17 protein-coding genes are annotated in these 13,880 nt (G+C 65.8%); 8 read left to right on the forward strand and 9 right to left on the reverse strand.

Annotation, left to right across the window (positions count from 1 at the left end; genetic code table 11):
* The first annotated feature begins 36 nt into the window (after positions 1–36).
* Entirely contained in the window at positions 37–588 is a 552-nt protein-coding gene (locus QQL87_RS00090) for a CreA family protein (RefSeq protein WP_284416406.1), read from the forward strand.
* Here the strand turns inward: QQL87_RS00090 and QQL87_RS00095 are convergent.
* Positions 578–838 carry a hypothetical protein gene (locus tag QQL87_RS00095; protein ID WP_284416405.1) on the reverse strand — a complete coding sequence of 87 codons (261 nt, stop codon included), beginning with the start codon at positions 836–838 and terminating at the stop codon, positions 578–580. The genes QQL87_RS00090 and QQL87_RS00095 overlap by 11 nt on opposite strands.
* Positions 839–1,243: 405 nt before the next feature.
* Here QQL87_RS00095 and QQL87_RS00100 point away from each other — a divergent pair, with 405 nt between their 5' ends.
* Complete coding sequence (locus QQL87_RS00100) at positions 1,244–1,606, forward strand: hypothetical protein (RefSeq protein WP_502871126.1); 363 nt, start codon at positions 1,244–1,246, stop codon at positions 1,604–1,606.
* 67 nt (positions 1,607–1,673) lie between these two features.
* Here the strand turns inward: QQL87_RS00100 and QQL87_RS00105 are convergent, their stop codons facing one another.
* Entirely contained in the window at positions 1,674–2,453 is a 780-nt protein-coding gene (locus tag QQL87_RS00105; protein WP_284416404.1) for a hypothetical protein, read from the reverse strand.
* Between the two features lie 38 nt (positions 2,454–2,491).
* Complete coding sequence (locus tag QQL87_RS00110; protein WP_284416403.1) at positions 2,492–4,216, reverse strand: type I secretion system permease/ATPase; 1,725 nt, start codon at positions 4,214–4,216, stop codon at positions 2,492–2,494.
* Between the two features lie 177 nt (positions 4,217–4,393).
* On the opposite strand from QQL87_RS00110, the gene QQL87_RS00115 reads away from it, so the two are divergent.
* Positions 4,394–6,082: an adenylate/guanylate cyclase domain-containing protein gene (locus QQL87_RS00115; RefSeq protein WP_284416402.1), complete on the forward strand. Its 1,689-nt coding sequence runs from the start codon at positions 4,394–4,396 to the stop codon at positions 6,080–6,082.
* Positions 6,083–6,093: 11 nt separating this feature from the next.
* Here the strand turns inward: QQL87_RS00115 and QQL87_RS00120 are convergent, their stop codons facing one another.
* The 3 genes from QQL87_RS00120 to QQL87_RS00130 form a co-directional block, all read right to left on the reverse strand.
* Positions 6,094–7,440, reverse strand: coding sequence for an HlyD family type I secretion periplasmic adaptor subunit (locus QQL87_RS00120; RefSeq protein WP_284416401.1), 1,347 nt, complete (start codon positions 7,438–7,440; stop codon positions 6,094–6,096).
* Positions 7,441–7,551: 111 nt separating this feature from the next.
* Positions 7,552–7,821 (reverse strand): DUF6719 family protein, encoded by a 270-nt coding sequence (locus QQL87_RS00125; RefSeq protein ID WP_284416400.1) that lies wholly within the window; start codon positions 7,819–7,821, stop codon positions 7,552–7,554.
* 16 nt (positions 7,822–7,837) lie between these two features.
* Positions 7,838–7,969: a hypothetical protein gene (locus QQL87_RS00130; protein ID WP_284416399.1), complete on the reverse strand. Its 132-nt coding sequence runs from the start codon at positions 7,967–7,969 to the stop codon at positions 7,838–7,840.
* Positions 7,970–8,133: 164 nt separating this feature from the next.
* On the opposite strand from QQL87_RS00130, the gene QQL87_RS00135 reads away from it, so the two are divergent.
* From QQL87_RS00135 to QQL87_RS00145, 3 genes are all read left to right on the forward strand, one after another.
* The gene (locus QQL87_RS00135) at positions 8,134–9,414 is read left to right on the forward strand and encodes an ArgE/DapE family deacylase (RefSeq protein ID WP_284416398.1); all 1,281 of its coding nucleotides are present in this window, start codon (positions 8,134–8,136) and stop codon (positions 9,412–9,414) included.
* 121 nt (positions 9,415–9,535) lie between these two features.
* Positions 9,536–9,934, forward strand: coding sequence for a PaaI family thioesterase (locus QQL87_RS00140; protein WP_284416397.1), 399 nt, complete (start codon positions 9,536–9,538; stop codon positions 9,932–9,934).
* Between the two features lie 160 nt (positions 9,935–10,094).
* Entirely contained in the window at positions 10,095–10,718 is a 624-nt protein-coding gene (locus tag QQL87_RS00145; protein WP_284416396.1) for a GNAT family N-acetyltransferase, read from the forward strand.
* A 126-nt stretch (positions 10,719–10,844) separates the two neighbouring features.
* On the opposite strand, the gene QQL87_RS00150 is transcribed toward QQL87_RS00145, so the two are convergent.
* From QQL87_RS00150 to fabG, 3 genes are all read right to left on the reverse strand, one after another.
* Positions 10,845–11,153: a hypothetical protein gene (locus QQL87_RS00150; protein ID WP_284416395.1), complete on the reverse strand. Its 309-nt coding sequence runs from the start codon at positions 11,151–11,153 to the stop codon at positions 10,845–10,847.
* Positions 11,154–11,230: 77 nt separating this feature from the next.
* Complete coding sequence (locus QQL87_RS00155; RefSeq protein WP_284416394.1) at positions 11,231–11,929, reverse strand: DUF2161 domain-containing phosphodiesterase; 699 nt, start codon at positions 11,927–11,929, stop codon at positions 11,231–11,233.
* Between the two features lie 93 nt (positions 11,930–12,022).
* Positions 12,023–12,703, reverse strand: coding sequence for a 3-oxoacyl-ACP reductase FabG (fabG, locus tag QQL87_RS00160; protein WP_284416393.1), 681 nt, complete (start codon positions 12,701–12,703; stop codon positions 12,023–12,025).
* 132 nt (positions 12,704–12,835) lie between these two features.
* On the opposite strand from fabG, the gene QQL87_RS00165 reads away from it, so the two are divergent.
* Positions 12,836–13,543, forward strand: coding sequence for an SGNH/GDSL hydrolase family protein (locus tag QQL87_RS00165; RefSeq protein WP_284416392.1), 708 nt, complete (start codon positions 12,836–12,838; stop codon positions 13,541–13,543).
* Positions 13,544–13,627: 84 nt separating this feature from the next.
* Positions 13,628–13,846 carry a hypothetical protein gene (locus tag QQL87_RS00170; RefSeq protein WP_284416391.1) on the forward strand — a complete coding sequence of 73 codons (219 nt, stop codon included), beginning with the start codon at positions 13,628–13,630 and terminating at the stop codon, positions 13,844–13,846.
* Positions 13,847–13,880 lie beyond the last annotated feature (34 nt).

The following is a 13,880-nucleotide window of genomic DNA, read 5'->3' on the forward strand; positions in this document are numbered from 1 at the left end:
GTATGCCGAGCCATCGGCGGTATAACGGAGACCGACATGTCGTTCAGAGCCACCAAACGGTTTGATCTGTGGCTGAAAACCCTAGCTTTCCTTCTGCTTATCGGACTGTCTTCGCCTGTGGTGTCAGCCTACGCCGCGGATGAGCCGGATCTGATCTTCCGTCGGTCGACCGTGTTCAAGCTGCTCAGCCCGAACGACAAGCTCGCGACCTATGGCGTTGATGATCCTGAGGTCGAGGGCGTCGCCTGTCACTTCACCATCCCGCAGAAGGGTGGCTATGTCGGCTGGCTCGGCCTCGCCGAGGAGGTGTCGGACATCTCGCTCGCCTGCCGGCAGATCGGGCCGATCCGCTTCAAGCGCAAGCTCGAACAGGCGGACGACATGTTCCGCCAGCGCCGATCGCTGTTCTTCAAGAAGATGCAAATCGTCCGCGGCTGCGACGCCAAGCGCAACGTGCTCGTCTACATGGTCTATTCGGACAGGCTGATCGAGGGCTCGCCCAAGAACTCCACATCCTCGGTCCCCGTCATGCCCTGGGGCAAGGCGGACGACGGCGACGTCCAGAAGTGCGGCGATTTCATTCAATAACCGATTTGCCAAGAGGTGGTCGGCTGTCCGCGGACATGGCAAGCAAGATGCGCTTGGCCGGGTCGTGGCAGCCGATCAGCCGAACCAGGCCCTGCGGCGTCGGACCGGCGTCATGTCCGGCTCGCTGCTGCGCCATCGGCGCGACCAGCGGGCTGCGCCGGGCGGGTGCGCTCGACATCAACCCACCCGGCTTCAACGCACCCGATTTGGCGGCCTGCAACTTGGCGGCTTGTGCGCGTTTTTGATCCATGGCGAGCTCCGCGGAGAGCTGCGACATCTTCAACGCGCTACCGGTTTGCCGTGAGCAGAGTTGAGCCGTTCTCCTTGGGGCTAACGTTACAGCAGCGACCTTAAGAAGGTCTGCATCGGACAAATCAACCGCCCTTGGGTCGGTCAGTTGCCGCCGGTGCGGTTCGTGAGATCATCTCGTTTTGTGCGATTGCGGGAGACGTCTTCTCGCTCTGATTGTGTTTTGTGTCGTCGGGCGGGCGGGACGAAACGAAGCGATGCGGCCACGAAACCATTTTCCGTGGGGGGCGCAGAGCGGATGAAACGCGAAACGCTTATGAAACGGAGGCAGGTAGCAATGCCATCCGATTGTGTCGTCCAGCCGAACGCGGATGACATGACAACAATCAGAGACCAGCGGTCCATCATGCTCTTTCGACTGGGTGTCGCGGCGCTTGCCGTCCTGTTCTGCTTGTCCTGGTCCTCGGCCCATGCCCGGCCAACGTCCCGATTTCCAGATCTGCGCGGCGAGTTCGTGCGTCAGTGCGCGCCGCATATGCTCGGCCGATGGGTGCATCCCGAAGCCGTCTGCTCCTGTCTGCATGACCATGCGGCCGCGGTGGTCGAGGATGCCGACCTGCGTGAGGCGCTGCTGCGCGGGATCAGCGAGACCGGTGTCCCGACCATCGAGAGCAATTGGGTGCCAGCAACGAAGCAGTCCGAGATCGGCCCCACCTTCACCAAGATCGCCAAGCCGGCCCTGCAGTGCATGTTCGACCCGGCCAAATGATCACGCCGGGACGAGGCTCCGCCTGAGCGGAGCGCCGATCACGGTCGTCGCCGGACGATGCTCTTGGTCATTCCAGTCCATATTGCGACATCAACGATTGCACGTCGGGCCGGCGCATGATGCGCGAGATCTGGCCGCTGATGGCGGCTTCGTCGCCGCGCACTGACGCTCTCGCAGCGGATTTGTGGGCGGGGCGCGCGGGGGCCGGGCTGGCTGTGGTCGGCTGGCGCCGTGCAGGTGCGGACTTTTCGGCTGACGATTGAGGCGTCGCCGCTTGCAGCCCCGCTGCCGACGTGGCGGCCGCGGCCGGCAAAGTGGGCTGTATCGGCGTCGCAGTTGGGGTGGCCGCCGGCACTGCAGCGGAGGGGCTGGCTGCCGCAACGGGCATGGGCGCGACCGCATCCTGGGTCTTGGCGGTGCTGGCCGCCACGGGCGGTGTCGCGACCACATCCTTCGACGACTTGACCGCATCGGCAACCGGCGCGACGGCCGTCAGCGCGTTGGTACGGGTCTGAGACGAGGCTGCATCTGGCGTTGCCACCGGCGTCGTCACTGCGGAAAGCGTGGCCGCCGGTGGCGAGATCGGGGCCGGCGGCTCGATCACCGGAAGCGGGGCAGCGATGGCAGCGGCGCTCGTCGGCGCTGCGATGGACCCGCTTATGAGCTTTTCGGTTCTGCCCGGTTCGGACGTCCTGATGTCGCCGGGGATATTGAGGGCCTGGGTCTGCGCATGGGCCAGCATCTGCCGCGCCGTCATCGGCGTCTCCGCGACGGCCGACATCGGCAGCGTCACGGCGGACGCGAGCAACAGCTGCATCATCCTCGCGCGCGGTGTGAATTGGATCATGACGGGCTCCTCTCGGGTGCGATCTGCACTGGTTCGGTTCAGGCCGCGGCGCTGGCCGTCGCCCGGTCATGGGCGACGACGACGCGCTGGCCGCGCATCTTGGCGATCACCTCGTCGCGCGGGCCGCATGCCAGCGTCTTGCCGAAGGCCATCACCATGATGCGGTCAACATGCGCCAGAAGCTGCGGGCGGTGCGTGACGACGATCACGGTGCGGCCGGCCGCCTTCGCCTGGCCCATGGCATGGGCCAGCGCCCGCTCGCCGTCCTCGTCGAGGTTGGAGTTCGGCTCGTCCAGGATCAGCAGCCGCGGATTGCCGTAGAGCGCCCGCGCCAGGCCGACGCGCTGGCGCATGCCGCCCGACAGCGCCACGCCGCCTTCGCCGATCGGCGTGTCGTAGCCATTGGGCAGGCGCAGGATCACCTCATGCGCGCCGGCGGCCTTCGCTGCGGCCACGACCGCGGCTTCGTCCACCTTTGCGAGGCGAGCGATGTTGTCGGCGACGGTGCCGGAGAACAGCTCGATATCCTGCGGCAGGTAGCCGATATGCTTGCCGAGCCGGTTCTGGTCCCACTGGCTGTAGGCGGCGCCGTCGATGCGGATCACCCCTTCACGCAGCGGCCAGACGCCGGCCATCGCGCGCGCCATGCTGGACTTGCCGCTGGCCGAGGCGCCGACGATCGCCAGGCTCTCGCCGGCCTTGAGCGAGAAGCTGACGCCCTTGACCGAGGGACGGCCCGCGGCCGGCGGCCACACCACGGCATTTTCGACGTCGATATCGCCGCGTGGCGTCGGCAGTGCGGTCGGCGCGGCGGTGACGGGGAGGGCCTGGAACAGCTCCTCCAGTCGCCGATAGGCGGAGCGGAAGGCGATGATGCGCTTCCACTGGCCGACGACCTGCTCGACCGGCGCCAGCGCGCGCCCCATGATGATCGAGGTCGCCATCATGGCGCCGGGCGAGATCTGCTGCTCGATCGCGAGCCAGGCGCCGATGCAGAGCAGCGAGGTCTGCACCGCCATGCGCGCGAATTTGGTGACCGAATGCATCGCGGCGCCGCGCTCGACCAGGGTGCTGTGGGCATCGACCATCGCCGACTGCCGGCAGCTCCAGCGGTCCATCACGATGTCGCCCATGCCGAGGCCGCGCACCACCTCGCCATTTCGCAGCGCCGCCGCCACGAAGCGCGAGGCTTCGTTGGCGAGCGCGTTGGTGCGCTCGACGCTGGCCCGCGTGTAGAACTCGGTGAACAGCGCCAGCGAGAACAGCACGATCGCGCCGAAGAGGGAGAGGATGCCGAGATAGGCATGCTGCAGGAAGCACAGCGCGACGAACACCGGGGTCCACGGCAGATCGCAGGCGATGGCGGCGGTGCCGCTGGAGATGCAGTCGCGGATGGTCTCGGCGTCGCGGATGATCTGCTGGCCGAAGCGGTGCCGTGGCGACAGCTCGGCCTTCATCATCGTCTCGAACAGCGGATGGCGCAGCGTGCCTTCGAACTGTACGCCGGCGCGGGCCAGCACGCCGGAGCGGGCGAATTCGAGGATGCCGTAGAGCACCAGGAACACGCCGACGATCAGGGTCAGCATGACCAGCGTGCCGAGATTGCGGCTGGTGAGGACGCGGTCATACACCTGCATGGAGTAGAGCGGCGAGGCGAGCATGCTCGCATTGATGAACAGGCTGAGCACGAAGGTTGCGGTGAGCGCGGGAAAGCAGGCGCGGAGCGCGGTTCCCAGCGGGCTTCGGGTGGTGCTCGTCGTCATGTCGGATCCCCTTGCGAATACGCTGGGGGAGCTTCGCCCGCGCCGAGCGGCATTGACCGTGACAGGCCTCACATAGCGTGACGCCATTCGGCCTGCGCTTGAGTTGGCCAGTCTCAACCGCTACCGGATGGTCAGCTGAGCTCGGATTTCGAAGTTTGCACCATTCGCAGTGACCTCATGCCTGCCTCAATCTCTCAAAACATCCGGCTTGTGTCGGGCCTCATCCTGTTTGCATTCGCAGCAGCGCATTTTCTCAACCATGCCGTCGGCCTGTTCAGCCTCGAGGCGATGGACGAGGTGCAGGAGTGGCGCCTGGTGGTCACGCGGTCGTGGCCGGGGATGATCGTGCTGGCGGCGGCGCTGCTGGCGCATGCCGTGCTCGCCTTCACCAAGACGATCCAGCGCGGCGCGTGGCGGTTGCCGGCGTGGGAGCTGGTCCAACTCCTCACGGGATTCGCGATCCCCTTGCTGCTGCTGCCGCATGTCATCGAAACGCACGTCGCGCACGCGCTGTTGGGCGTCCAGGACGGCTATCTCTACGCGTTGGCACTGATATGGCCGCGCGCGGCGTGGATTCAGACGGCGCTGCTGCTGCTCGTCTGGCTCCACGGCTGCATCGGCCTGCATCACTGGCTGAAATTCAGGAGCTGGTATCGCCTCGCGCAGCCGCTGCTCATCGTGCTCGCCATCGCCGTGCCGCTGGCGGCGCTGATGGGCTTCATGGTGTCCGGGCGCGCCGTCGCGGCTCTGCTGGCCGATCCTGCCATGGCCGAGCGGATGCGCCAGGTCACGCATTGGCCGGGTGAACTCGACGAGAAGTGGCTTGGACTCTTGCAGACATCGGCACGGATCGCGGTGGCCGCGCTGCTGGTGGCCGGCGCTACGATCATCGTGTTCCGCCACATCGCGCTGCTGGCGGCACCGAAAGTGGCCATTGCCGTTGCGGGCGGCACGACGGTGCAAGCCGCAGTCGGTCCGACGCTGCTGGAGATGATCAGGAGCAACGATATCCCGCACCGGTCCGAATGTGGCGGCCGCGCCCGCTGTGGCCTGTGCCGCATCCGCGTCGAGGAAGGCGCGCAGGCGCTGCCGCCGCCCGGCCATGCCGAGCGCGTCATGCTCGCCGGCTTGAAGGCGCCGGAGAATGTCCGGCTGGCCTGCCAGATTCGCCCCGAGGGGCCGCTCACGATCACGCCTCTGGTCGTCGGGGGTGGGACGCTGGCGCAGCCGGCGGAACATGCCGACCTTCAAGGTGAGCGCCGGACCGTCTGCCTCGTCGCTATCCGCGTCCGCGCCTTTCCCGCGATCGCGGCCGACCGGCTCGCCTCCGACCTCGTGTTCTTGATCAACGAGATCTTCGGCGCCATCGGCGGCGCGGTCGAGGCCTCTGCTGGACGGATCGACCGTTTCCTTGGTGACGGCGTGCTCGCCGTGTTCGGCGAGCAGCAGGGCGCGGATCAAGGCTGTCGCGCTGCGCTGCAGGCGATCCGCGCGATCGACATCGCGATGGATCGCGTCAACGACAGGATCGCGGCCGAGATCGGCCGTCCCGTCGAGCTCGCGATGGGGGCTCACGTCGCCGAGACCGTCGTCGGGCAGCTGAGGCTCGGAGGCACGTCGCAACTGGCTGTGCTCGGCCTTGGGGCTGAATGGCCGGCGCGTCTGGCGGAATTGGCGGCGACCAGAGGCTGGCAGCTCGCGATGTCTGCGCGCATGGCCGCAGCTGCCGGCCTTGATGATCTGGATGGCACGATGCGCGAGAGGCTTGCCGATGCAGAGCAGGGCAGTGATCTCGACATTTTCGGCGTGCAACGCGCTCGCGACATTGCTCTCGCCGCGGGCGCAGGGCCGGGGACGCCGGCCTAGCTGCTGCCGGCTCATTTTTCGCGGAACGTCTTGGCCAGCGTGTTGAGCAGCGGACCGACAAGATAGTCGAGCACGGTGCGCTCGCCGGTCGAGATGATGACATCGGCCTGCATGCCCGGCACGATCTTCTCGGCGACCTCAGGCGGAATGGTCGAATAGTCGATCACGACGCGGGCCGCGTAATAGCTCTGCTTGCTCGAATCGTCGGCCATCGCATCCGCAGAGACGCTCGACACCTTGCCGAAGATCGTCGGCGTCGTGCGCGAGGAGAAATTCGGGAAGCGCACCTCGGCCTTCTGACCGATGGCGACGCTCTCGATGTCGCGCGGCGACACATGGGCCATCACGTCGACACCTTCGCCGACCGGCACGATCTCGGCGAGCGTATCGCCCGGTTTCACGACAGCGCCGACATTGCGGACCTTCATGTTCATCACGATGCCGTCGCGCTCGGCGCGGATATCGACGCGGCGCAGCACGTCCTCGGCAATGACGAGCTTCTCCCGCAGGTCCGACAGCTTGGCGCGGGTGCCGTCGAGCTGCTGGCCGACCTCGGTCTGGTACTTCTGCAGGGTCTGATCGATCTGCAGCCGCGTCTGCGCGGCCGTCTGCGTCAGCCGGGCCACGTCGGCCTGTGCCTGGCCGAGATCGCCTTGGACGCGGGCGCGATCACGTTCCAGCTCGAGGAACTTGTTGCGGGGATAGTAGCCGGCGGCGACCGCCGGGCGCACATTGTTCATCTGCGTGTCGAAGCTGGCGAGCTGGGCCACGAGCGCGGCGCGCTGGCGGTCGCGGCCGGCGAACTCCTGCTGCTGCTGGACGATCTGCGAGTTGAGGATGTTAACCTGGCTGATCAGGCCGTTGCGGCGCTCGATGAACAGGCGCTGCTGGTCGGCGATGACGAGCGCAGCCTCCGGGACGTTCTGCCGTTGCAGCAGGCTGTCGGGGAACGTGATCATCCGCGCGTTGCCCCGCTCGGCCAGCAGGCGCGCCTCCTCGGCCAGTGCAGCGTCCATCTGCTTGCGCAGCAGATCGGCGTTGGCCTGGGCCTCGGTCGGCTGCAGCCGGAACATCAGGTCGCCGCGGCGCACGGCGTGGGTTTCCTTGGCCAGGATCTCCCTGATGATTCCGCCCTCGCGGTGCTGCACCACCTTGTGGTCGCCCGAAACGGAGACCGTGCCGGACGCGACCGCTGCGCGGTCGAGCGGCGCGAGGCCGGCCCACACGCCGAAGCCGCCGAACACGAGCGCAATCGAGACATAGCCGAGCAGGGCGTAGCGGCCATAATCAGCCCTGACGGGCTGCGGCCGGTCGGCCGGTTCGAAGAAGCTCTGATCCTGCACAAGCGACATCGCCATCCTGCATCCCCCGTCGTCCACGAGACGGGAGCATCGGCGATCACGGGCGATGTCTCTGTGCGGCAGGTCACGCCATGGGATTGGCGGCGACAGAAGGTGCGAACGAGCCCTCTACTTCTTCTTCGGTCCGAACCGCGGCACACACTTCGAGGTGCGGACAATGCCGGTTTCCGCCATCCTCGATCCGGAGACCTCCTTGACCTGGCCGGCCGGGCAGGTGCCGTCATCGACCATCACGCGCTGGCCAAGCCGGAGGTCGGTGATGTCCTGCTCGCGTCCGACATATTGTGCCCGCGCCGGCGCGGCGAGCTGAAGCAGCATCACGAGGCTACAGGTGGAGGGCGCGGCAATACGTCGCCACCTCGAAATTCCAGAACGCATCACTTGCTTTCGCTGTTCAGTCCGCTCGGCCCGACGTCGCCGGCTCGACGTTGATCTTCGCGCCCTCGGTCTGCCACTGGGCATGGTAGAAATTGTAGCCGAGCACGACGATGGCGACGCCGAGAATGCCGAGAAGAAAGTAAAGCATATTGCGCGGATCCGACATGCAAAATTCCAAATGACGGCAGTGTCGCCTGGGTATGCTCAAATGTACGGCGTGGTCTGCGATTCTAAAAGGAGTGGCAAATCCGGTGCCCCTATGCATCCGATTGTGCTTTGCTGCAGTCGACAGACATCGGAAGCAGAACGGACATGATCACTCAGGACATCACGCAGCGGATCGTCGACGCGGTCGACGCCGGCTTCGACGGCCAGATCGAGACCACGCGCGACTTCGTCGCGATCCCCTCGACCCGCGGCGCCGAGGGGCCGTGCCAGGACATGTTCGGCGATCTGCTGCGTGCGCGCGGCTATGAGGTCGACGACTGGCACATCGACCTCGACGATCTCAAGGACATGCGCGGCTACGGCCCGATCGAGCACGACTTCTCCAAGGCGCGCAGCGTCGTCGGGACCTACCGGCCGGTGACGTCGGCGGGACGCTCGCTGATCCTGCAGGGGCACTGTGACGTCGTGCCGGCCGGTCCGCTCGACATGTGGGCGACGCCGCCGTTCTCGCCGGTCATCCGCGACGGCCGCATGTACGGCCGCGGCGCCTGCGACATGAAGTCCGGCACCATCGGCGCGCTCTATGCCCTCGATGCCATCAAGGCCGCCGGCTTCAAGCCGACCGCACGCATTCACCTCCAGTCGGTCATCGAGGAGGAGAGCACCGGCGTCGGCGCGCTTTCGACCCTGCAGCGCGGCTATCGCGCCGATGCCTGCTTCATCCCGGAGCCGACCGGCGGCAAGATGGTGCGCTCGCAGGTCGGCGTGATCTGGTTCCGCCTGAAGGTGCGTGGTTTTCCGGTGCATGTGGCGGAGGCCGGCGCCGGCGCCAATGCGATCCAGGCGACCTATCATCTGATCCATGCGCTGGAGAAGCTCGAAGCCGACTGGAACGAGCGTGCCAAGGGCGACCGTCACTTCAAGACGCTGACCCATCCGATCAACTTCAATCCGGGAATCATCAAGGGCGGCGACTGGGCCTCCAGCGTGCCGGCCTGGTGCGACGTCGATTGCCGCATCGCGGTCCTGCCGGCGTGGTCGGTCAAGGATTGTCAGAACGAGATCCTCGCCTGCGTCTCTGCGGCCTCGCGCGATCACCGTTTCCTGTCCAACAATCCGCCGGTCGTCGAATGGTCCGGTTTCCTGTCGGAAGGCTATGAGCTGACCAACTCTGCCGAGCCCGAGGCGGCGTTCGGCCGGGCGTTCAACGCGGTGTATGGTGGCGAGGTGCAGGATCTGGTGTTCACCGCGCTGACCGACACCCGCTTCTACGGCCTCTACTACAACATCCCGAGCCTCTGCTTCGGCGCGACCGGCGCGGCGATGCACGGCTTCAACGAATATGTCGAGCTCGATTCGCTGCGCCAGGTCACCAAGACCATGGCGCTGTTCATCGCCGAGTGGTGCGGGATCGAAGCGGCCTGAGCGGCACGTCCGAACGGAAGCAATGACCCCGCAGGTCATTGCCGTCCGTCCGAAGTCCGCGGCATCGAGATGCGGCACCGACGCGCTCGGACGCGTCGTCCGATCGCAGGGAGGAAACGGCATGACGCCGCTCGAGAAGATCAATTCGCTGAGGATGCCGTTTGCTGAACTGAAGGGCGTGACGTTCACGGAAGCGAGCTTGGAGCGCGTGGTGGCGCAGATGCAGGTGCGGCCGGATCTCTGCACGCTGCATCATACGATTCATGGTGGTGCAGTCATGGCGCTGGCCGATTCGGTCGGCGCAGCCGCGACCGTCATCAACCTGCCCGAGGGCGCCAAGGGCACCACGACGATCGAGAGCAAGACCAACTTCATCGGCGGCGCGAAGGAGGGCAGCGTCGTGACCGCGACTGCGACGCCGGTGCACCGCGGCCGCCGCACCCAGGTATGGCAGACCCGGATCGAGACAGATGACGGAAAGCTGGTGGCGATCGTGATCCAGACTCAGCTCGTGCTGTGATGATTCGTACACAAACGAATCGTTAACTCACGCGGCTCGTGCATGGCCGCATGCTCTCTCCGTAGAGGAGGGGGCTTGCAATGAATGTTGCGATGCACAATATAGACCTGTCTAGGGAAAGACGTCTGCGCGGGAGGGCTTCGAAGAGGAGTCTTTGGCAGTGTCACAGGTAGATACTTTTCGTCCCCGGCCGGGCTTTGGCTATGTGCGGACGCTCAGCCAGCACGAGGAACTGCCGCTGCTGCGCGATCATTTGCTGCGGCTCGATGCAGAGAGCCGGCATGATCGATTCAACGGTTTTCTCGATGACAGTTTCATCGAACGCTACGCGGCGCGCTGTGCGGCTGATGGCACGATCGTCGTCGCCTACATGGAAAACGGCATGGTGCGCGGCGCCGCCGAGCTCCATCCGCCGGAGCAGTCCGAGGATGGGCTCCCGGAGATCGCCTTCAGCGTCGAAGCCTGCGTGCGCCGCCGCGGCGTCGGCAGTCTGCTGTTCGAACGGGTGATTTCGGAGGCACGCTGGAAAGGCTATCACAAGCTGCGGGTGACGACGGGCTCGCAGAACCACGCCATGCGGGCGCTGGCCGCCAAGTTCGGCGCCCATCTGGCGTTCCGCCACGGCGAGTCGACCGGGACCATTGACCTGACCCAGCAGCCGCATGACGCGTTCGCAAAGCTCGTCATCGAGACGCCGATTGCGGCGGCGCGTGCGTTCTTCCACCTCAATCGCGCCTGCTGGAAGCTGGTGACCCGCATGTACGGCGACAAGCGCGCCGCCTGAGGCGCGAGGCTTTCGTTCACAGACGCGTGGCTTCCATTCACAGAAAGGCGCGACAGCGATCACCGCTGCCGCGCCTTTCTGATTCGTTCTGTTGAGATCAACCTGCGGACGGCGGCCGGCCGTCGCTCAGGTGCCGGTTCGCTTGTCGAAGTTGAAGCGGCGGACGGTGCGGCGTTCGACCACGACAGCACGCTGCTGGTGGCTGCCCTGGTCCGGGGTGATGACCCGGGTATTGGTGCGGGCGGCGACCCGGACGGCCTTCTTCACCTCGGGCAACACCTGCTCGAGCGGCAGACCCATCAGGGCCGAGGCGATCTCGGCCTGCGCCTGGACGTCGTCGGTGATGCCGGACGCCGCGAAGATCGCCTCTTCCAGAGTCGGGGGATCACGCCTGACGCGACGCGGACCGTACTTGGTGTTCCAATCTTCGCTCATGGGGGCCTCGTGAATCGTCCCGGATACCTAGAAGCAGGATTGTTGCATTGCAATATGAATTCCGCGTGGCAGGCCAGCTATGCATTCACCATGTCGCGATCGGGCAACGCTGCTGCCGTCATGTGGATATCCTGGGGCCAGCGGCGCAAGGCCGCGTGCCCGGCTTTGGTGAGGGTGTAGATGCCGCGCTCGGCACGGTCGAACCAGCCATAGACGTTGCGTTGCAGGATCTTCGGCGCGTCCGGAATGTCCGCGCGCAGCTCCCGGACGGGTCTGGGACCCCTTGACAGGGCCGAGGCGCAGGCCAGCGCCTGCTGCCGATAGGCGGTCATGACCGGCGCGCGGGTCGAGCCGCCAGCGACGGGATCACCCTTTCGCCTCTGATGCTCGATCACGAGGCGCGATCGCTTCTTTGGATTCTTGCGCGGCGCAGCTGTCGGCGGCGGCACGAGCACCTCGACCGCGCCGGTCGAGGTGACGCCGAGCATGCCGAAGCCGAGCCGGCGGCACAGATTGCGGTAGCGTGCATCGCTCTCGCGGCCCTTGCCGCGCGCCGACAGGCTGGCCGCGACCCAGACCTCGTCACACGCACCGGCGCGATCGACAGCCTGCAGCAGAAGTTCGAGATTGAAGGCCTGCTTTAGCTCGCAGACTACGACGATCGGCGGATCATCGCCCTTCAACGCCACCACGTCGCAGCCGCCGACCTCGCCTTTGGCCGCGAAGCCCAGGTTTTCGAGGAAGCGTTTGACGGGAAGGTAGAGCGCGGTTTCCAAGGGCCATCCATCGATGCGACTCAGGCGCGGGGAGTCTAGCCCGATGCGCTGCGTGATGTCAGCGCCAACTCGGCTCTTGACCGATCGCTGTCGCTACATGCGACCGACCACCGGTATCAAGGCGCCGGTCACGCCGCTCGCGGCGTCGCTCGCCAGAAACAGGATCACCTCGGCGAGCTCCTGCGGCGTCACCCATTTGTCGAAGTCGGCCTTGGGCATGCTGGCCCGGTTGGCCGGCGTGTCGATGGTCGAGGGCAGCACGGCATTGACGGTGATCTTGCCCTTCCATTCCGCCGCCAGCGCCTCCGTCAGGCGATGCACGCCCGACTTGGAGGCGGCGTATGGGCCCATGCCGGCGCCGGCCGCAAGCGCGCCCATCGCGCCGATGTTGACGATGCGGCCAGTGCTGGAGCGGGCCAGATGCGGAATCGCAGCGCGCGAGGCGTGCAGGGCCGTCATGAGGTTGCGGGCATGCATTCTTTCCCAGACGCTGTCGTCGCCGTCGGCCGCGTTCTCGAACGCGAATGCGCCGGCGATATTGATGAGGGCGTCCAGCGTGCCGAAATGGGCGGCGACCGAATCGATGGCGACTTTGGCCTGCTCGGGATCGGACAGGTCGACGCCTCCAAGCTCGATCCGGTCATCACTGGCCGCGATTTCGGCCTGGGCATGATCGATCCCGGCGACATGCGCGCCGCGCGCCAGCGCGAGATCGGCAACGCTGCGCCCGAGCGCGCCCTGCGCCCCGGTAATGACAATCACTGCTCCGTTCATTCCGTCCCTGATCCCCGTTCACACGCCCCGCAGCGTCACCTTTTTATACTATTGCCAAGCGAACGAGTTGCAATGGCTGTGCGACCGCGGCATGCAATTGCAATCACGACGCGTGGTTCGTCCGAGGTAACCATGACCGCGACAAACTCTGTCGAATTTCCCGACGTTTTCGCCACGTTTCGTCATCCGCTCAGGCATTTCCGCCAAAGCCTCACCGGCCAGCGCAAGACCCGCGTGGTGGCGCTGGGCTCGTCCTCGACCGCAGGTGCCAACGACATTGTGGCGTTTCCAGCGCGGCTCGAGCAAAAGCTGCGCAAGGCCAACCTCAATTTCGGCTGCGTGATCGATGTCCTCAATCGCGGCGTCGGCGGTCAGGAGGCTCCGGACGAGATCTCGCGGATCGAGAGCGACGTGATCGCGGAACAGCCGTCGCTGGTGATCTGGCAGGTCGGAACCAACGCCGCCTACCGATACCAGGCCTACAGCTTCGATGAGGTCGAAGCGACGCTGCGCAACGGCCTCCTTTGGCTGGCCCGGCTGCCGGTCGATGTCATCGTCATGGACCTGCAATATACGGCCGCGATCGTCGAGGCGAAGGACCGGATGGAGCGCGCCGAGGACATGCAGCGGCGGATCGAGCGGGTTACCTCGACCGCGGGTGTCAACCTGTTCAGACGCTGGGAGCTGATGAAGAGCTGGTGCGCCGCAGGCGTGCTCCTGTCAGCTCTGGATGACGGCCATGAAGACCGTCTGCATATGAGCGAAGCTGCGACCGCGAAGGTGAGCGAAGTCCTTGCCCGCGCCATCATGGCTGATCCGGCAGCCCCGGCGGATTGTTAAAATTGGCTGGAGTTTCGTAAGCCGATCGCCAGCGCGACGGGCTAGCGTGCTCCTATGCCGCTTATCGGGCGTTGGAGCTTTGTCATGATGAGACATCTGCCGGACCATGGTTTGCCGCTGGTGCAGCTGAAGGAGCAGCGGCGGGATCTCGTGGTCGCCTTGCAGAACCGTTCAGGCCCGGTGACTGGCTGGGAGTTGATGCAGATCGCAGCCGTGCAGCAGGCGATTTCCGCGTTCGAGGAGGTCATCGCCGATCTCGATGCGCTGGAGGCCGCTGAGACGGCTGACATCGAAGCGGCTTGATAGCCGCCTCCTTTGCGGGGCTTCATCAGGCTGA

The sequence above is a fragment of the Bradyrhizobium sp. SSBR45G genome, assembly GCF_030159255.1.
Classification (GTDB): domain Bacteria; phylum Pseudomonadota; class Alphaproteobacteria; order Rhizobiales; family Xanthobacteraceae; genus Bradyrhizobium.